The sequence below is a fragment of the Enterobacter cloacae complex sp. P16RS2 genome (assembly GCF_014982155.1).
GTDB lineage: Bacteria > Pseudomonadota > Gammaproteobacteria > Enterobacterales > Enterobacteriaceae > Enterobacter > Enterobacter cloacae_M.
Map to the genome: position 1 here is coordinate 313,519 of NZ_JADCKW010000009.1, position 16,804 is coordinate 330,322.

The following is a 16,804-nucleotide window of genomic DNA, read 5'->3' on the forward strand; positions in this document are numbered from 1 at the left end:
CGTATGGAGAGCAGTATGATAGCGATAAAAAAAGTCCTGTATATGTCCGTCCCGCTTCTGATGGCCGTGGCTTCCGGCGCGCAGGCGGATGATGGCACCGTGTCCGATTCCTTAACCGTCGGGCTTGGGGGGCAGTATGCCCCGCGTTACTCAGGCTCAGACAAACAGGTGTGGCAGGTGGTTCCGGTGCTGCAGGGACGCAAAGGCGCTTTCTTTATTGATGCGCAAAAAGGGGTGGGATATGACCTGCAAAACGACAGCGGCTGGTATTTCGAACACACGCTGGGCTACGACTTCGGAAGGGCTGAGAAAAATTCTGGCTGGCGTGAGGGCGCAAACAATCTGAAAGGGATGGGGGACATTGATGCTACCCTGAATACCGGCCTTGCCGTCGGCTGGCAGGCCGCGCCATGGCTGAGTATGGAAGGCAAAGCGACGCTGCCGTTAACGGACAGCCAGGGGGGAAGCTATCAGGCTTCCGTTACGCTGATCCCCGTACAAAATAATCGGGACACGGTCGCCTTTCAGTTTGCGGCCCTGTTTGGCGACAGCCGTTATCTGAATACCTGGTATGGGGTCAGCGAGCAGCAGAGCCGCCGCACCGGCTATCGCCGCTATGCTGCGCCGGGTGGATTCTATGGCGTCGACACCAGCCTGATCTGGAGCCATCAGTTCGATGCCCACTGGGGGACGATCCTGAGCGCGGACTATACCTGGCTTGGCGACCATGCCAATGAAAGCCCGATCGTGATGCGGCGCAATGAGGGGGCTGCAACCGCCGCTGTCACCTGGACATTTTAAATTCGCGGAGCACGAGGAAACGAGAGGATTATTTCTTCTTATCCATCATCGCCTTTAAATCGGCAAACGGGTTAAACGTGGCGACGCCCACGTCTTTTTGCGCGTCTTCCCCGGCCACCACGGTGGTGCCGTACTGATCCGCTTCGGTGTATTTCGAATGTTCGTGATCGTGGCAAAACAGGCACAGCAGCTCCCAGTTGCTGCCATCTTCCGGGTTGTTGGTATGGTCGTGATCGATATGGTGAACCGTGAGTTCACGCAGATTGGAATAGACAAACTCGCGCGAGCAGCGTCCGCAGACCCAGGGATAGATTTTTAATGCTTTTTCGCGATAGCCGCTTTCCAGCCGCGCGTAGTTTTTGGGGATCAAAGCCATTGCCGGTTTTACCTGCCATGAAAAGAGAGGGGAAGATTATATCGCATTATGGAGCGTAATGACGAACCACGCTATTCAGTCAATTTATTTGATGCTTTCCGTTAAATAAACGCCATTTATTCTCCCCCGGTAATGCGTAAAGTAGGTGCAACGCAAAGCATTCTCAGGACACATGGTTATGAAAAAGATCGGGTTTTTATCCTTTGGTCACTGGACGCCTTCTCCGCAGTCCGGCACGCGCTCGGCGGCAGACACGCTGCTGCAGTCCATCGATTTAGCCGTGGCGGCTGAAGAGCTGGGGGCAGACGGCGCGTATTTCCGCGTGCACCACTTTGCCCGACAGCTTAGCTCGCCGTTCCCTCTGCTGGCGGCAATAGGCGCAAAAACGAAAACCATCGAAATCGGGACCGGCGTGATTGATATGCGCTATGAAAATCCGATGTACATGGCTGAAGATGCGGGGGCTGCGGATCTGATTTCCGGCGGTCGTTTGCAGCTTGGCATCAGCCGCGGCTCGCCGGAGCAGGTCATTGATGGCTGGCGCCATTTCGGCTATGTCCCGCAGGAAGGAGAAGACGAATCGGATATGGCGCGCCGTCATACCGAGGTGCTGCTTGAGGTGCTGCGCGGTGAAGGGTTTGCAAAACCTAACCCACAGCCTATGTTCCCGAATCCGCCGGGGCTGCTGCGCCTGGAGCCGTATTCTGAAGGGCTGCGCGAGCGTATCTGGTGGGGCGCCGGTTCCAATGCGACGGCCGTATGGGCCGCAAAGCTGGGAATGAACCTGCAAAGTTCAACCCTGAAGGACGATGAAACCGGCGAGCCGTTCCATATTCAGCAGGCAAAACAGATCCGCGCGTACCGTCAGGCCTGGAAAGAGGCAGGGCATTCTCGACAGCCGCGGGTGTCGGTCAGCCGCAGCATTTTTGCACTAATGGACGATCGCGACCGGATGTATTTCGGTGCCAGCCGCAACGACAGCGATAGCGTGGGCTATCTTGATGAGAAAACGCGCGCGATCTTCGGGCGCAGCTATGCGGCGGAGCCGGACAAGCTGATTGAACAGCTGAAAAAGGACGACGCGATTGCTGAAGCCGATACGTTATTACTGACCGTGCCGAACCAGCTCGGTGTGGATTACAATACGCACGTGATTGAATCTATTCTCAAACACGTCGCACCGGCACTGGGCTGGCGCGAGTAGTCGTTCCGCTATCAGCCGTGAGATCGTAATGGAAAATCTGGCCCTCTGGTATTGCCGTTTTGGCGAGCCAGAAACCGTTCTGCAATCTGAAACCGCGCCGCTGGGGGCGCTTGCGCCGGGTCATCTCCGCGTGCGAATGCTGTTTTCTCCGGTGAACGCATCCGATCTTATTCCCATTACCGGCGCCTACCGCCACAGAACCCCGTTACCGGCGGTAGCGGGGTATGAAGGTGTCGGCATTGTCACCGACGCGCCCGCGTCGTTTGCGCATCTGCTGGGTAAACGCGTCCTGCCGCTGCGCGGTCAAGGCACCTGGCAGCGCTATGTTGATTGCCCGGCAGAGTATGCTATCCCCGTTCCGGACGCTGTTGACGCACAACTGGCCGCACGGGCCTATATCAACCCGCTGGCGGCGCAGATGATGCTTACCCGCTATCCGCCTGAAGGAAAGCGGGTGCTGCTAACGGCTGCCGGGTCGGATTGCGCCATTCTGCTGGGGCAGTGGGCACGTCAGGCAGGAGCGGAAGCCGTGTACGGGATCCACCGTTCCCCCGTTCACGCTGAACGGCTGGAGGCGATGGGTATCATTCCCGTCGCGCAGCATGACGCGCAGCGGATTGGCGCCGTCGCCGCGCACACCGACGTTGTCTACGATGCCACCGGCGGGCCGCTGGCGGAAGCGATCCTCAGCGCGATGCCCGAGCAGGGCATGTTTGTCTGCTACGGGCTGCTCTCCGGGCAAACGTTCAGACAGCAACGGCCCGCGCCGCGCGTGGCGTGGTTCCATATCCGAAACGGTCTGGATGCGCTCAGCGCTGAGGCGTGGCGCGCGGAGTTTGACCGCATCTGGCTTAATTTGCCCGCCAGCGGGTACAGCGACGTCACGGTGTATCCGCTGGCGGAATGGCGGAGGGCGATCGGTACGTATCGCGAAGGGGGAAGGACCCGCAAGCCCCTCCTGTCGATGGCGGACTGACCGCTATTTATGGCTCATATCGCTCAGCAGCACGGCGATGGTTTGCCCGCCCGCCGTCTGTTCCAGGCCAATCTTAACGATAATGGTCAGCGGGACGGAGAGCAGCATCCCAACGGGCCCGAGCAGCCAGCCCCAGAAAATCAGGGATAAAAAGACCACCAGCGTGGAGAGTCCCAGCCCTCGCCCCATCATGCGTGGCTCAAGAATGTTACCGAACACCAGGTTGATGACCAGGTATCCTGCCAGCAGGATCAGCGCATCATAAAGCCCGCTGAAAACCAGCACCTGAAGGATAGGGGGGATCGCCGCCAGCACGGAGCCGATGTTGGGAATGTAGTTAAGCGCAAACGCCAGTAACCCCCAGACAAAGGCAAAGCGAACGTCCAGCGCCAGAAGCATCGCCCAGACGACACCTCCCGTGACCAGGCTAATCGCCGTTTTCAGCACCAGATAGCGGGAGACGCTGTCCAGCGCACGTTGAATCGCCCCCATGCCTTCAACCGGACGGACCATCATCTGCTGCAGCTTTGCCGGCAGCTGCGGCACCTCCAGCAGCATGAACACCACCGTTAAAAACAGCAGGAAAATGGAGGTCATGGCATTGGAAAGCTGCGCCAGCAGGCTGGTGACGATCGTCATGGCCGCGTTGGGGTCGATATATTTCAGGAGCTCCTCAACCGAGACTTCGATACCCGCGCGCTGCAGCCAGGGTTCCAGCTGCAGCAGCGGTATCGCCAACGAAGAACGGTATTTCGGCAGCGTTCGCGCCAGCTCATTGAGCGAGGTCCCCAGATACGCCACCAGCAAGACCATCGCCACAATGATGATGCTGATAAGCAGCGTTATCGCCAGCACGCGCGGGATGCGCAGGCGCGTCATGCGCTGTACCAGCGGGTTAAGGATCACAGCGATAAACAGGGCCAGAATAAAGGGCACAATAATGTCGGCGGCAAAACGAACGCCCGTCAGTATGATCACCAGCATGCCCAGCATGATGACAATTTTTAACCCGTTCAGGGTAATAATGGGTTTAGCCATGGTGACTCCGAATTTTTCTTTATATTTATAATAAAGGTGAAAGGCGTTGCAATAAACTAACCAAAATCAAACGGTATGGGTAAAGAATTGCAAAGACTTTGAGTAAAATCCTGGCTTATGGTACAAATCTGGTGTGTTTAACTACCGAGGACAATTTTCATCCGCAAAGACGAGAAGCAACAACGCGGATAATTGTAATTTTATGGACAATATGTTCAGGACGTACTCTTCAAACAATACCGCTGTCTACTCCACCTCCTTCTGCCTGCTTTCTGGTGAGCAACACTGGCGCACCGCACTATAGTCATTTCTTCTGCCTGAGCTGGCGCTAAGCGCTTAGCTATCTGATTTCAATTCGTTTTTTTTTGGGTTTGCTGCACGCAGCGGGCCACGATGGATTATATTCTCAAGCAGGAGAAAAACATGTTTTACTGGATCCTATTAGCGCTGGCTATCGTCGCTGAAATTACCGGCACGCTGTCTATGAAATGGGCAAGCGTCAGCGATGGCAACACCGGTTTTATTTTGATGCTGGTGATGATTTCGCTTTCTTATATTTTCCTCTCGTTTGCGGTGAAAAAAATTGCGCTGGGCGTCGCGTATGCACTGTGGGAAGGGATCGGTATTTTGTTGATTACGCTGTTCAGCGTGCTGATATTTGACGAAACATTAACAACAATGAAGGTCGCCGGATTAACGACGCTGGTCGCGGGTATTGTTCTGATTAAATCGGGTACCCGTAAGCCTGGCAAACAGCAGAAGGAGCAGAACCATGCAACAGTTTGAGTGGGTTCATGCGGCCTGGCTGGGGCTCGCCATCGTGCTGGAGATCCTGGCGAACGTTCTGCTGAAATTCTCCGATGGTTTTCGCCGTAAACTGTACGGCCTGATGTCGATTGCCGCGGTTCTGGGGGCGTTCAGCGCCCTGTCCCAGGCGGTAAAAGGGATCGATCTGTCGGTGGCCTATGCGCTGTGGGGCGGTTTTGGTATCGCCGCCACGCTGGCCGCAGGCTGGGTGCTCTTCGGCCAGCGCTTAAACAACAAGGGCTGGATGGGGCTCATCTTGCTGCTTGCCGGCATGATCATGATAAAACTCGCCTGATAACGTTGCGATCCTTAGTTTCAGGCCTCCGCGCTGGCTTACTGTGTAGCCAGCGCTTCCAGCTGGTCGCGGAAACCGGTAACGGACAAGGCGCGGTTGTCGGCGCGCCATCGGTCTTTTGCCGCCGGGGCAGAGCTCTGGACACCAATCAACTGCCAGCCCTTGTCTGTTTTCAGCATCAGCGGTGAACCACTGTCACCCGGCAACGTATCGCACTGATGCGAGAGTACGCTGTTTTGCGCCCAGCCCGTCACAATACAGTCTGTGTGCGTATAGAGCGTATCCAGATGATCGACAGGATAGCCTGACTGCGTCACCTTTCGGTCGGCGGCTTTCAGCGCGGCGGTGAGGGCGGCCTTGTCGCCGTCAAATAACGGCAGCGGCGTAATGCCCGAAGGCGGGTAGCGTAAAAGGATCAGGCCAAAATCCCACGAGGCGGCCGCCGGTGGCACTATCCAGCCGTCGCCATCCGGCTTCAGGCGTTTGCCGAGAGACGGATCAACCCGTCCCTCAATGCCGTGGATTTCATAGCGCCAGGTCCCTTTTTGCGACACAAACCGCAAGGCAACGGCTTTATCCGGCTTGCCGTTTGGCGGCGTTAACAGGCAGTGGCCTGCCGTCAGGGCAAGCTGCGGGGTGATCAGCGTCGCAGTACATAAGTTACCGCTGGCGGTTTCCAGCTGGCCTATAGCATCCCAGGGGGCCTGGGTGGGATCGGCGACGCGCGTACGATCGTCATGACCGAAAAAAAGCGTCTTCAGCTCTTTCGCGCTAATGGTGTCATCACCGCCATCATCCGCATGTGAGAATCCAGAAAAAAGACCAAACGTTCCCAGTAACAACACAACAGATTTACGCATATCACACTCTGGTGGGGGTAATTATGATTATTAAAAGTGAACCCTATGAAAATACTATAGACGGGACAGCGCTAAAGTGGGAGTAAAATCAGCGTGCTACAATCAGGAAAGATAAAAATGGCTGGTGATGAGCGCGCATAAAATAAGCAGGATCAGAATCAGCTCAAACCGATAGCGTCGCAGCATACGCCCTCCGGAAATAAAAAAACGGCGCGGAACCTGTTCCGGTTCAGCGCCGGTTTACCAACGTGCCCCGAAGGGCACGGTTAAGCTTGTACTCTTACGCAGCTGGCTGTGCAGCTGGTTTAGCAGCTTCGTGTTTTACTGCTTTTTTGTGATGCTTTTTAGCAGCCTGAGCTTTCTGTTCTACAGCTGGTTTGGTTGCTTTTTTGTGGTGCTTTTTAGCAGCCTGAGCTTTCTGTTCTACAGCCGGTTTGGTTGCTTTTTTGTGGTGCTTTTTAGCAGCCTGTGCTTTCTGCTCTACAGCTGGTTTAGCGGCTTTTTTGTGGTGCTTTTTGGCAGCCTGAGCTTTCTGCTCGGTTGGTGCTGCGGTTGCTGGTGCAGCGGCTTCTTTTTTCGCTGCAGTTTTGTGGTGTTTCTTATGGTGAACCGCTTTTGCTGGCGCAGCGGTGGTGGTTGCAGCAGGCGCGGCAGCCGGTGCAGCAGTTGCGGTAGTGTCAGCAGCAAATGCAGCAGAAGACAGACCCATAGCAGCGGCAACAACCAGAGCTAATACTTTATTCATTCTCATACCCTCGAATTTGGTTTTTCATTTAACCCCACTGCGGGGCCGTTGAAATAACTATATCCCTGTAAATTCGAGGTTTCCGTGAGTGATTGGTATCGGCGTGTAACCGTATGTACATTACCGGGGTTCTGCACGGACGACCCCCTCTCCCTTGAGGGAGAGGGCTGGGGTGAGGGGGAACATACGGCTGTAGTGGTCATTCCGTTCACTTAATGTTTCTTGCTACTCTGTAACGACGTGACCGGTGAACGTGCCAGGGTGGCTCAATCGCCACCACCCTGGCGACCCGGGCTCCCGGCGGTAAATCGCCGCTGCGCGGTACCTTCGGCTTATTCCTTCCGGCTTATCGGGGACGGGCGGAGGAAACGTCCCTGTAAAGCCCGCCCTCTCGGCGCATCCATGCGCCTCGCCCCGGCCTGCAGGAAACGCCTCAGCGATTTACAGCCGGACCAGGGCATCGCTGCGAGTCAATCATTACGCTTCGAAAATCTGTATCGCTTCTGCTTAAAAAATTCACTGGAGGTGCCTCAACCCCAGCCAAACAGATTACAAATAGCGCGAGGTCAGATGTTCGCGGAAGTAACGGATATTCAGATCTTCGCCCGTCGCCTGGGTGATTAATTGCGACGTGCTGAAGCGGCTGCCGTGCTGCCAGATGTTCTGACGCAGCCACTCAAAGAGTGCGGAAAAATCGCCTTCGGCGATGGAGGCCTGCAGACCCGGCAGTGCGATTCTGGCGGCATGGAACAGCTGCGCGGCGTACATAGCGCCAAGCGTGTATGACGGGAAGTAACCAAAACCGCCGTCGGTCCAGTGGATATCCTGCATACAGCCGTTGCGGTAGTTGTCTTTGGTGGATAATCCGAGCCAGGCCTGCATTTTCTCATCCCACAGGGCGGGAATATCGTCCACCTCTATCTCGCCGTTGATCAGCGCGCGCTCAATCTCATAGCGCAACACCACGTGTGCCGGGTAGCTCACTTCGTCCGCATCGACGCGGATATAGCCAGGTTTGACGCGCTGGTTCCAGGCAATAAAGTTCTCTTCGCTAAACGCCGCCTGGCTGCCAAAGCGGGCGTGTACCGCAGGGAGGAGATGCCTGAGGAAGGCTTCACTGCGCCCCAGCTGCATTTCAAAGAACAGGCTCTGTGACTCATGGATCGCGGTTGAGCGCGCCAGGGAAATCGGCTGTCCTGCCCACGCGCGCGGCAGGTTTTGTTCGTAGCGGGCGTGTCCTGTTTCGTGGATCACGCCAAACAGCGCGCTGAGCAGCTCATCCTCGTCATAGCGCGTGGTGATGCGCACGTCTTCCGGGACGCCGCCGCAGAACGGGTGCGCGCTCACGTCCAGGCGACCGCCGTTAAAATCGAAGCCAAGCATCTTCATGGCTTCCAGGCCCAGCTCACGCTGTGTTGCCGTCGGGAAAGGGCCTTGGGGAGGAATAAACGACCGTTGAGCCTGTTTTTCGACCACGTTTGCCAGCAGATCCGGTAGCCAGGACTTCATATCGCCGAACAGAACGTCCAGACGCGCGCTGGTCATGTCGGGTTCAAAAATGTCCAGCAGCGCGTCGTACGGCGTACAGCCTTTGGCTTCGGCCCGCAGGCGAGCCTCTTCGCGGCTGAGTTTGACCACCTCTTTCAGGTTGGCGGAAAAACCCTGCCAGTCGTTGGCGGGGCGCTGCGTGCGCCAGGCGTGTTCACACTTGCTGCCTGCCATGGATTTCGCTTCCACCAGCGATTCCGGCAGCAGGGTAGCCTGCTGGTACTGGCGCGTCATTTCGCGCAGATTGGCCTGTTCGACATCATTCAGATCCTCACCTGCCGCCGCCGCTAACAGGTCGCCGACTTTTTTATCGGTCAGGATCTGGTGTTGCAGGACGCTCATTTCCGCGAGTGCCTCGCCGCGCGCGGCGCTGCCGCCTGGCGGCATCATGGTGAACATGTCCCAGCTGGCGATGGAGGAGAGGTGCGAGAAGCGGGAAAGACGCTGGAAGGTGCGGGTGAGTTGTTGGTAGTTATTGTTTTTCATGAAGTCCTCGTGTCTGAATCAGCCGATGACAAAAATTAGCATCGGCTTGATTTAAACACGAAGGCGCTGGAATGTTAATGCAGACGTTTATGCAAACTGGTGCCCACCAGCAGCGCCGCGCATAGCATCAGCGCGATAAACCCGCCCACGCCGTTCCAGCCGTAGTTATGCCAGAACACGCCGCCGAGCGTCCCGGCGATGCTGGACCCCAGGTAATAGCTAAACAGATAAAGAGACGATGCCTGACCTTTGGCGCGACGCGCGCGCGGGCCAATCCAACTGCTGGCGACCGAGTGGGCGGCGAAGAACCCGGCGGAGAAAAGCAGCATTCCGGCAAAGATGAGCCACAGCGAGGAAAAGAGAGTCAGCAGCAGGCCGAGTAACATCACGCCCGTGAATACCAGCAGCACCGGCCCGCGTCCATAGCGTGCGGTCATCGCCCCGGCCTTCGGCGAGCTCCATGTGCCGGTGAGATAGGCCACAGAAAGCAAACCGACAACGGCCTGATTCAGATGCCACGGGGAGAGCATCAGGCGGTAGCCTATATAGTTGAACAGCGTGACGAAGGCGCCCATCAGCAGGAATCCCATCAGAAACAGGCGCGGCAAACCTTTGTCGCGCCAGTGCAGGCGGAAGTTGATAAACAGCGTTTTTGGGCGCAAAGAGGTCGGGCGGAAATGGCGCGATTCTGGCAGGATTTTCCAGAACATCAGGGCCGATGCCAGCGCAAAACACCCGATGACCGCCAGCGCAATACGCCAGCTAAAGAAGTCCGTAAAGACCCCGCTCAGCAGGCGTCCGCTCATCCCGCCAATCGAGTTCCCGCTGATGTAAAGCCCCATAGAGAAGGCAACAAAGCTCGGGTGGATCTCCTCGCTGAGGTAAGTCATCCCGACCGCCGCCACGCCGCTGAGCGAGAGCCCAATCAGCGCGCGCATCACCAGAATACCGTGCCAGCTGGTCATCATGGTCGAGAGTAACGTACAGACTGAGGCCAGCATCAGCGCGGTCACCATCACCTGTTTACGGCCAATGGCGTCGGACAGCGGCCCGGTAAAGAGCAGGCCAATCGCCAGCATGCCGGTAGAAATAGAGAGTGAAACGCTGCTGCTGGCAGGCGATACGCCAAATTCATGCGAGAGGACGGGCAGGATCGGCTGAACGCAATAGAGCAGGGCGAAGGTGGCCAGACCGGCGGAAAAGAGCGCCAGCGTGACGCGCATAAATTGGGGGGTACCACGTTTAATGAACTGGACCGGCTGCGGTGCTGCGGGTAAATCATTGATATCTCTTGCCGGATCGATATCAATAGTCGTTGTACGGCTCACACTGTTTCCTTGCTTAAACATCCCCGTGATTTCTGGTGACGGGTATGACCACCTGTTCAGGGTAGGAAAATGTAAATATTCTGTCTAATATATTAATAATCTCAAATGATACTTTAAAGATATGAATATCGAGCTGCGTCATCTTCGTTATTTTGTTGCCGTCGCCGAGGAGCTGCATTTTGGCCGCGCGGCGGCACGGCTGAATATCTCTCAGCCACCGTTAAGCCAGCAGATTCAGATCCTGGAGCAGCAGGTCGGGGCGCGCCTTCTGGCCCGCACCAACCGAAGCGTGAGCCTGACGGCGGCGGGTAAGCAGTTCCTGATCGACAGCCGACAAATCCTGAGCATGGTCGATGACGCCGCCGCCCGTGCAGAACGGCTCTATCTCGGAGAAGCCGGAGAGTTACGAATCGGGTTTACCTCTTCCGCGCCGTTCATCAGCGCCGTCTCGGAGACCCTTTCGTCATTCCGTCGCCACTTTCCGGATGTTCACATTCAGACGCGCGAAATCAACACCCGCGAGCAGATTGCCCCGCTGAATGAGGGGGCGCTGGATCTGGGGCTGATGCGTAACACCCAGCTGCCGGACACGCTGGCGTGGGAGGTGATCCTGCGCGAGCCTCTAATGGCTATGATCCCGCACGATCACCCGCTGGCGTCGCGTCCGTCGGTTTCGCTGGCAGAGCTGGTAAAAGAGCCCTTTGTCTTTTTTGACCCGCAGGTCGGAACGGGTCTGTATGACGATATCCTGGGACTGATGCGCCGCTACGATCTTGCCCCGGTCATCACTCAGGAGGTAGGGGAAGCGATGACTATTATCGGCCTGGTCGCGGCCGGTCTGGGCGTTTCTATTCTTCCGGCCTCCTTTAAGCGGGTGCAGCTGCGCGAAATGCGCTGGGTGACCATTGCCGAAGAGGATGCCGTTTCCGAAATGTGGCTGGTGTGGTCAAAACATCGTGAACAGAGCCATGCCGCACAGCGCTTCAAACAGCAGCTAATGAGCGCCTCTGCCGGGCGGCATTTTCACGGAAAAGAGGGTAAAAATGTGCGGTAAATCACATGGCTAAGTAAATATTTGACGACGGCCATGGAAGTGCTTCACCATAGCAAACAGTTTATTTCGAAGCTCGAAAATAAGGGAGTACGAGGTGGTTGCTGATAGTCAGCCAGGGCATATCGATCAGATTAAGCAGACCAACGCTGGCGCGGTGTATCGCCTGATTGATCAGCTTGGTCCGGTTTCGCGTATCGATCTTTCGCGCCTGGCACAACTGGCACCTGCCAGTATCACCAAGATTGTCCGCGAGATGCTGGAAGCGCACCTGGTTCAGGAGACGGAAATTCAGGAGCCGGGCAGCCGTGGCCGTCCGGCAGTCGGGCTGGTGGTTGAAACGGAAGCCTGGCACTACCTGTCACTGCGCATCAGCCGGGGGGAGATCTTCCTTGCGCTGCGCGACCTGAGCAGCAAGCTGGTGGTGGAAGACCGGCTTGAACTGCCGCTCAACGCGGAGGAACCGCTCCTCGACGCGATTGTCTCGCATATCGATCACTTCTTTATCCGCCATCAGCAGCGGCTTGAACGCTTAACGGCGATTGCCATCACCATGCCGGGAATTATTGATACCGAAAATGGTATTGTTCACCGCATGCCGTTTTACGACGATGTTAAAGAGATGCCGCTGGGTGAGGTGCTGAAAAATCATACCGGCGTGCCGGTCTATATTCAGCATGACATCAGCGCCTGGACGATGGCGGAGGCGCTGTTTGGCGCGTCGCGCGGCGCGCGGGATGTGATTCAGGTGGTCATCGACCATAACGTTGGGGCGGGCGTGATTACCGACGGACGTCTTCTCCACGCCGGGAGCAGTAGCCTGGTGGAAATTGGCCACACCCAGGTCGATCCGTACGGCAAGCGCTGCTACTGCGGGAACCACGGCTGTCTGGAGACCATTGCCAGCGTGGAAAGCGTGCTTGAGCTGGCGCAGGTCAGGCTCAGCCAGTCCATGAGCTCCTCGCTGCACGGACAACCCTTAACGGTGGATTCCCTCTGCGCCGCCGCGCGCCAGGGCGATCTGCTGGCGAAGGACATTATTACCGGCGTGGGTAATAACGTTGGCCGCATTCTGGCCATTATGGTGAACCTCTTCAATCCACAAAAAATCCTTATTGGCTCACCGCTGAGCCAGGCGGCGGAGATCCTCTTCCCGGCAATCTCGGCCTGTATCCATCAGCAGTCGCTTCCCGCCTACAGCAAAAATATTGCGGTAGAAAGCACACAGTTTTCCAACCAGGGAACCATGGCCGGCGCGGCGCTGGTCAAAGATGCCATGTATAACGGCTCGCTGTTGATCCGCCTGTTGCAGGGTTAACTCTTTTCCGCAGATGTAAGAAAAATTGCGCTATCTCAAGCCGGGTAGCGCACGCATCCCGTAGACTTCCTCCACTGAATTATTTACCTGGTTTATATTTTCGAAGCATACCCAAGAGGTGGAGTGAGTCATGCTTAAGCGTTTCTTTGTTACTGGTACAGATACCTCTGTCGGCAAGACCGTCGTATCCCGCGCATTGCTGCAGGCGCTGGCAGCAAGCGGTAAACGCGTGGCAGGGTACAAACCGGTCGCAAAAGGCAGTAAAGAGACGCCAGAGGGATTGCGTAATAAAGACGCCCTGGTGCTGCTAAGCGTCTCGTCACTGGAACTGCCTTATCACGCGGTCAATCCCATTGCGTTAAGCGAAGAGGAGAGCAGCGTAGCGCACAGCGGCCTGATTAATTATCCCCTGTTGTCCGACGGCCTGGCGAACCTGAGCGAAAAGGTGGACCACGTGGTGGTGGAAGGGACAGGCGGCTGGCGCAGCCTCATGAACGACCTGCGCCCGCTTTCTGAATGGGTTGTGCAGGAACAGCTTCCGGTGGTGATGGTGGTGGGTATCCAGGAAGGGTGCATCAACCACGCGCTGCTGACGGCGCAGGCGATCGCCAATGACGGCCTGCCGCTGATTGGCTGGGTAGCAAACCGCATCAATCCAGGCCTGGCGCACTACGCGGAGATCATCGACGTGCTGAGCAAAAAACTGCCCGGACCGCTGGTGGGTGAACTGCCTTACCTGCCGCGCGCCGAGCAGCGCGAGCTAGCGCAGTACATCGATCTCTCTGCCCTCGGTGGCGTGTTGACCGTAGACCGAGTCGTGGCGTAACGTCCGCGACAGCACGGACGCCACCACGCAGGCGACCAGCAGGCCGGGCAGTAAAAAATACTGCCCGGTCATTTCACAGATCATCAGCGCCGACATAATGGGCGCATGCGTGGTCGCGGCAAGTAGCGTTGCCATCCCCGCCAGACCCATCAAAATCGCCGTCTCAGAGCCCGGCAGCCACAGCGCGAACAGCTGTGCGAACAGCATTCCCGTCGCCATACCGACAAACAGCGTAGGTGTAAACACCCCTCCGGGCGCGCCCGATCCGCTGCTCGCCATTACCGCCAGCAGTTTACAGACAAACACCCCGGCAATCACCGACAGCAGCGGCGGGGCGAGCAGAAAAGCCTGTACCACGCTGTAGCCATTCCCCCACACCTTCGGCGTGAGGAGAGACAGCAGCCCGACGATCGCACCGCCCAGCGCCAGCTGCCACGGCGGTGAAAGCTTGAGACGCAGGAAAAGCCCGTGGCTGAAGTCCATCAGCCACATTAGCAGCGGTCCGCAAAGGCCCGCCACCAGCCCCATCGCGACGAGAAGAGCATAATCGGCCGCGGTGAGGATGCCGCTCAGATGGACCGCGTAAAGCGTACCCGCGCCCGGTGCCAGGAGCTGCGTGGTGAGAAGAGCCACCACCGCCGCGATAACCACGGGGCCGAGCGAGGCCAGCATCAGCGTGCCAAACAGAATTTCCGCGATGAACAGGCTTCCGGCCAGGGGGGCGTGATAGGCGCTGGCCATCCCGGCGGCGGCACCGCAGGCTATCCATAATTTCCATTCGGATTTGGGCGTAAAGCGCCGGGCGAATAGGGAGGCGGCGAGGGCGGCAAGCAGGATCATCGCCCCTTCACGCCCGATGGCGCTTCCGCTGGCCACGACCAGCAGCGACGCAAGGGATTTCACAAGGCTGGCGCCGAAGTCAAACTGGCCGTCTCCTGTCTCCAGCGCTTCCATGTAATCGGTGGGGGCATGGGGCCGCTGCGCGGTCAGACGCTGCCATCCCCAGAGCAGCAGACCGGCAGCCAGCCCGCCCAGTGCGGGCGTCAATGCGCGCCGCCAGGGCGAGAGCGACGCGGCGGCATTCACCAGGCTGCCGCTGTCGTTGCTGAGAAGCAGCCACTCCAGCAGGTACATGCTGTGGCGGAATACCGCTACGGCCAGCGCGGCCAGCACGCCGGTGACGGTGGCAATCAGCAGCCGGCGAAACATCGCGCGGATGTCGGGGTACGTATGAAGACGTTGCATGGGGCGCGTTTTAACGGGGACGATACGATATTGTGGCGGGAAATTGCGGGGTTAGCAAAAGGTCTTCGTGCGAAAAGGCCGGGCGATACCCGGCCAGAAAGGTTAGCTGTCGCTATGAATATTGAGCGCCCGACGCGTGCGTCCGGAGCTCAGGTACTCGGCAATATAGTCCTGCGAAATCTCGCCGTTGTAGCGACCGTCCTCATCCACGATCGGCATCCAGCTGGTATTACTCTCATACAGACGTGAAAGCACTACGCGCAGGTTGTCTTCTGCCTTGCCGGTCATGCGGAACGGATGGAGAATGTCTGCGCAAGTACCGCTGGCGTTACGCGCTTCGCGACGCTTCACAAAGCCCAGCGGTTTGCCGTGCTCGTCGACCACCGTAACGGCCCGAATGTCGTTATCATCCATGGTCGCAAAGGCTTCGGGAAGCGGAGTAGAACCTCGCACCGTAATGGTCGGCTGCTGGTCAGTCACGTCGCCCGCCGATACCAGCAGCAGACGCTTCAGCGTCCGGTCCTGACCGACAAACGAGCCGACAAACTCGTTCGCCGGTTTCGCCAGCAGTTCATCCGGGCTGGCGCACTGCACGATTTTCCCCTGACGGAACACCGCAATACGGTCGCCGAGCTTCAGGGCTTCGTCGATATCGTGGCTGACCAGCATGACGTTTTTTTTCAGCTTGCGCTGCATCTCCAGGAACTGGTTCTGGATCACCTCGCGGTTGATCGGGTCCACCGCGCCAAAGGGTTCATCCATCAGGAGTACCGGAGGATCAGCAGCCAGGGCGCGGATCACGCCGATACGCTGCTGCTGGCCCCCGGACATCTCGCGCGGGTAGCGGTTGAGGAACTTATGCGGATCCATCGCCACCATATCCATCAGCTCTTCGGCGCGGCTTTTACAGCGCGCTTTATCCCAGCCCAGCATGCGCGGCACGACGGTGATGTTCTCTTCGATGGTCATGTTCGGGAACAGGCCAATCTGCTGGATCACGTAGCCAATGTTGCGGCGCAGGGTGACGGTGTCCATCCCGCTGGTGTCTTCGCCGTTGATCAGGATTGTCCCGCTGCTTGGAGTAATGAGGCGGTTAATCATCTTCAGGGTTGTGGTCTTCCCGCAGCCGGATGGGCCGAGCAGGACGCACATTTCCCCTTCGGGTACGGTCAGGTTAACGTTGTCGACGGCCTTAAAGGTCTGGCCGTGCTTCTGCGAAAATTGTTTGGTGAGGTTTTCCAGTTTTATCATTATCGAATCCCCTTTGGAGTCAGAACCACCTGCAGACGATGCAGCAGCCAGTCGAGCACAATCGCTAAAAGACAAATCATCAGCGCGCCCGCAATCAACATGCGAATATCGCTTCCGCCGATGCCGTTGAGCAGCAGCAGGCCCAGACCACCCGCGCCGATCACCGCGGCAATCGCCATCACGCCGATATTCATCACCACGGCGGTGCGGATCCCGCCGAAAATCACCGGCAGCGCCATCGGGATCTCGACCCAGCGCAGCCGCTGCCAGAAGGTCATGCCGATGCCGCGTCCGGCTTCGCGCAGGCCCGGCGGCAGGCTGTCGAGCGCCGTATGGGTGTTACGCACAATCGGCAGCAGCGAGTAGAGAAACACCGCCGTAATCGCGGGCAGGGCGCCAATTCCCTGACCGATCAGCGAAAACAGCGGGATCATCAGCCCAAACAGGGCGATGGACGGAATGGTCAGCACGATGGTGGCTATCCCCAGCACCGGCGTTGCCAGCCACCTGTGGCGGACAATCAGAATGCCCAGCGGTACGCCGATGATGATGGCTAAACCTACGGCCAGCGCCACCAGCCACAGGTGCTGAAGGGTGAGGGTTAAGAGGTAATCCCAGTTGTCCAGAATGTAGTGAATCGTCTCCATAG

Annotated in this window: 18 protein-coding genes; 8 read left to right on the forward strand and 10 right to left on the reverse strand. The window is 57.6% G+C overall.

Annotated features, from left to right (window positions below):
- The first annotated feature begins 15 nt into the window (after positions 1-15).
- Positions 16-801 carry a MipA/OmpV family protein gene (locus tag INF68_RS06540; RefSeq protein ID WP_126786111.1) on the forward strand — a complete coding sequence of 262 codons (786 nt, stop codon included), beginning with the start codon at positions 16-18 and terminating at the stop codon, positions 799-801.
- 28 nt (positions 802-829) lie between these two features.
- Here INF68_RS06540 and yajD read toward each other — a convergent pair whose 3' ends face one another.
- Positions 830-1,177: an HNH nuclease YajD gene (yajD, locus tag INF68_RS06545; RefSeq protein ID WP_003857471.1), complete on the reverse strand. Its 348-nt coding sequence runs from the start codon at positions 1,175-1,177 to the stop codon at positions 830-832.
- A 178-nt stretch (positions 1,178-1,355) separates the two neighbouring features.
- Here yajD and INF68_RS06550 point away from each other — a divergent pair, with 178 nt between their 5' ends.
- Positions 1,356-2,381 (forward strand): LLM class flavin-dependent oxidoreductase, encoded by a 1,026-nt coding sequence (locus INF68_RS06550; RefSeq protein WP_126786110.1) that lies wholly within the window; start codon positions 1,356-1,358, stop codon positions 2,379-2,381.
- Positions 2,382-2,409: 28 nt separating this feature from the next.
- Entirely contained in the window at positions 2,410-3,357 is a 948-nt protein-coding gene (locus INF68_RS06555) for a zinc-dependent alcohol dehydrogenase family protein (RefSeq protein ID WP_126786109.1), read from the forward strand.
- Between the two features lie 3 nt (positions 3,358-3,360).
- Here INF68_RS06555 and INF68_RS06560 read toward each other — a convergent pair whose 3' ends face one another.
- Entirely contained in the window at positions 3,361-4,395 is a 1,035-nt protein-coding gene (locus INF68_RS06560; RefSeq protein ID WP_047742060.1) for an AI-2E family transporter, read from the reverse strand.
- Positions 4,396-4,818: 423 nt separating this feature from the next.
- Here INF68_RS06560 and mdtJ point away from each other — a divergent pair, with 423 nt between their 5' ends.
- Both mdtJ and mdtI read left to right on the forward strand, forming a co-directional pair.
- Positions 4,819-5,181 carry a multidrug/spermidine efflux SMR transporter subunit MdtJ gene (gene mdtJ / locus INF68_RS06565; RefSeq protein ID WP_023311502.1) on the forward strand — a complete coding sequence of 121 codons (363 nt, stop codon included), beginning with the start codon at positions 4,819-4,821 and terminating at the stop codon, positions 5,179-5,181.
- A complete protein-coding gene (gene mdtI / locus INF68_RS06570) occupies positions 5,168-5,497 on the forward strand; it encodes a multidrug/spermidine efflux SMR transporter subunit MdtI (RefSeq protein WP_024909144.1) in 330 nt (109 codons plus the stop codon). The genes mdtJ and mdtI overlap by 14 nt, the downstream gene beginning before the upstream one ends.
- A gap of 38 nt (positions 5,498-5,535) precedes the next feature.
- Here the strand turns inward: mdtI and INF68_RS06575 are convergent, their stop codons facing one another.
- The 5 genes from INF68_RS06575 to INF68_RS06590 all read right to left on the reverse strand — a co-directional run bounded on the left by INF68_RS06575 (position 5,536) and on the right by INF68_RS06590 (position 10,464).
- Positions 5,536-6,357, reverse strand: coding sequence for a serine protease (locus tag INF68_RS06575; RefSeq protein ID WP_126786108.1), 822 nt, complete (start codon positions 6,355-6,357; stop codon positions 5,536-5,538).
- A 102-nt stretch (positions 6,358-6,459) separates the two neighbouring features.
- Positions 6,460-6,543: a hypothetical protein gene (locus INF68_RS23480; protein ID WP_126786229.1), complete on the reverse strand. Its 84-nt coding sequence runs from the start codon at positions 6,541-6,543 to the stop codon at positions 6,460-6,462.
- Positions 6,544-6,637: 94 nt separating this feature from the next.
- Entirely contained in the window at positions 6,638-7,102 is a 465-nt protein-coding gene (gene asr / locus INF68_RS06580) for an acid resistance repetitive basic protein Asr (RefSeq protein WP_109844315.1), read from the reverse strand.
- 549 nt (positions 7,103-7,651) lie between these two features.
- Positions 7,652-9,136, reverse strand: coding sequence for a carboxypeptidase M32 (locus INF68_RS06585; protein WP_126786106.1), 1,485 nt, complete (start codon positions 9,134-9,136; stop codon positions 7,652-7,654).
- A 74-nt stretch (positions 9,137-9,210) separates the two neighbouring features.
- A complete protein-coding gene (locus INF68_RS06590; protein WP_126786105.1) occupies positions 9,211-10,464 on the reverse strand; it encodes an MFS transporter in 1,254 nt (417 codons plus the stop codon).
- A gap of 121 nt (positions 10,465-10,585) precedes the next feature.
- On the opposite strand from INF68_RS06590, the gene INF68_RS06595 reads away from it, so the two are divergent.
- From INF68_RS06595 to bioD, 3 genes are all read left to right on the forward strand, one after another.
- Positions 10,586-11,518, forward strand: a complete 933-nt coding sequence (locus INF68_RS06595; RefSeq protein ID WP_109844312.1) for a LysR family transcriptional regulator — start codon at positions 10,586-10,588, stop codon at positions 11,516-11,518.
- Positions 11,519-11,612: 94 nt separating this feature from the next.
- The gene (mlc, locus tag INF68_RS06600; protein WP_023311510.1) at positions 11,613-12,833 is read left to right on the forward strand and encodes a sugar metabolism global transcriptional regulator Mlc; all 1,221 of its coding nucleotides are present in this window, start codon (positions 11,613-11,615) and stop codon (positions 12,831-12,833) included.
- Between the two features lie 130 nt (positions 12,834-12,963).
- On the forward strand, positions 12,964-13,659 hold the full coding sequence (gene bioD / locus INF68_RS06605; RefSeq protein ID WP_109844310.1) for a dethiobiotin synthase: 696 nt from the start codon (positions 12,964-12,966) through the stop codon (positions 13,657-13,659).
- On the opposite strand, the gene clcB is transcribed toward bioD, so the two are convergent.
- From clcB to osmW, 3 genes are all read right to left on the reverse strand, one after another.
- Positions 13,594-14,904 carry a voltage-gated ClC-type chloride channel ClcB gene (gene clcB, locus INF68_RS06610; RefSeq protein ID WP_126786104.1) on the reverse strand — a complete coding sequence of 437 codons (1,311 nt, stop codon included), beginning with the start codon at positions 14,902-14,904 and terminating at the stop codon, positions 13,594-13,596. The genes bioD and clcB overlap by 66 nt on opposite strands.
- 102 nt (positions 14,905-15,006) lie before the next feature.
- Complete coding sequence (gene osmV / locus INF68_RS06615; protein WP_126786103.1) at positions 15,007-16,155, reverse strand: osmoprotectant ABC transporter ATP-binding protein OsmV; 1,149 nt, start codon at positions 16,153-16,155, stop codon at positions 15,007-15,009.
- Positions 16,155-16,802, reverse strand: coding sequence for an osmoprotectant ABC transporter permease OsmW (gene osmW / locus INF68_RS06620; RefSeq protein WP_023311514.1), 648 nt, complete (start codon positions 16,800-16,802; stop codon positions 16,155-16,157). Before osmW ends, osmV begins: the two co-directional genes overlap by 1 nt.
- Positions 16,803-16,804: the final 2 nt, after the last annotated feature.

Excerpts from the sequence above, each read along its gene's own strand:
- INF68_RS06540 (WP_126786111.1), top strand. The coding sequence starts at position 16 with ATGATAGCGATAAAAAAAGTCCTGTATATGTCCGTCCCGCTTCTGATG.
- yajD (WP_003857471.1), bottom strand. The coding sequence starts at position 1,177 with ATGGCTTTGATCCCCAAAAACTACGCGCGGCTGGAAAGCGGCTATCGC.
- INF68_RS06550 (WP_126786110.1), top strand. The coding sequence starts at position 1,356 with ATGAAAAAGATCGGGTTTTTATCCTTTGGTCACTGGACGCCTTCTCCG.
- INF68_RS06555 (WP_126786109.1), top strand. The coding sequence starts at position 2,410 with ATGGAAAATCTGGCCCTCTGGTATTGCCGTTTTGGCGAGCCAGAAACC.
- INF68_RS06560 (WP_047742060.1), bottom strand. The coding sequence starts at position 4,395 with ATGGCTAAACCCATTATTACCCTGAACGGGTTAAAAATTGTCATCATG.
- mdtJ (WP_023311502.1), top strand. The coding sequence starts at position 4,819 with ATGTTTTACTGGATCCTATTAGCGCTGGCTATCGTCGCTGAAATTACC.
- mdtI (WP_024909144.1), top strand. The coding sequence starts at position 5,168 with ATGCAACAGTTTGAGTGGGTTCATGCGGCCTGGCTGGGGCTCGCCATC.
- INF68_RS06575 (WP_126786108.1), bottom strand. The coding sequence starts at position 6,357 with ATGCGTAAATCTGTTGTGTTGTTACTGGGAACGTTTGGTCTTTTTTCT.
- INF68_RS23480 (WP_126786229.1), bottom strand. The coding sequence starts at position 6,543 with ATGCTGCGACGCTATCGGTTTGAGCTGATTCTGATCCTGCTTATTTTA.
- asr (WP_109844315.1), bottom strand. The coding sequence starts at position 7,102 with ATGAATAAAGTATTAGCTCTGGTTGTTGCCGCTGCTATGGGTCTGTCT.
- INF68_RS06585 (WP_126786106.1), bottom strand. The coding sequence starts at position 9,136 with ATGAAAAACAATAACTACCAACAACTCACCCGCACCTTCCAGCGTCTT.
- INF68_RS06595 (WP_109844312.1), top strand. The coding sequence starts at position 10,586 with ATGAATATCGAGCTGCGTCATCTTCGTTATTTTGTTGCCGTCGCCGAG.
- bioD (WP_109844310.1), top strand. The coding sequence starts at position 12,964 with ATGCTTAAGCGTTTCTTTGTTACTGGTACAGATACCTCTGTCGGCAAG.
- clcB (WP_126786104.1), bottom strand. The coding sequence starts at position 14,904 with ATGCAACGTCTTCATACGTACCCCGACATCCGCGCGATGTTTCGCCGG.
- osmV (WP_126786103.1), bottom strand. The coding sequence starts at position 16,155 with ATGATAAAACTGGAAAACCTCACCAAACAATTTTCGCAGAAGCACGGC.
- osmW (WP_023311514.1), bottom strand. The coding sequence starts at position 16,802 with ATGGAGACGATTCACTACATTCTGGACAACTGGGATTACCTCTTAACC.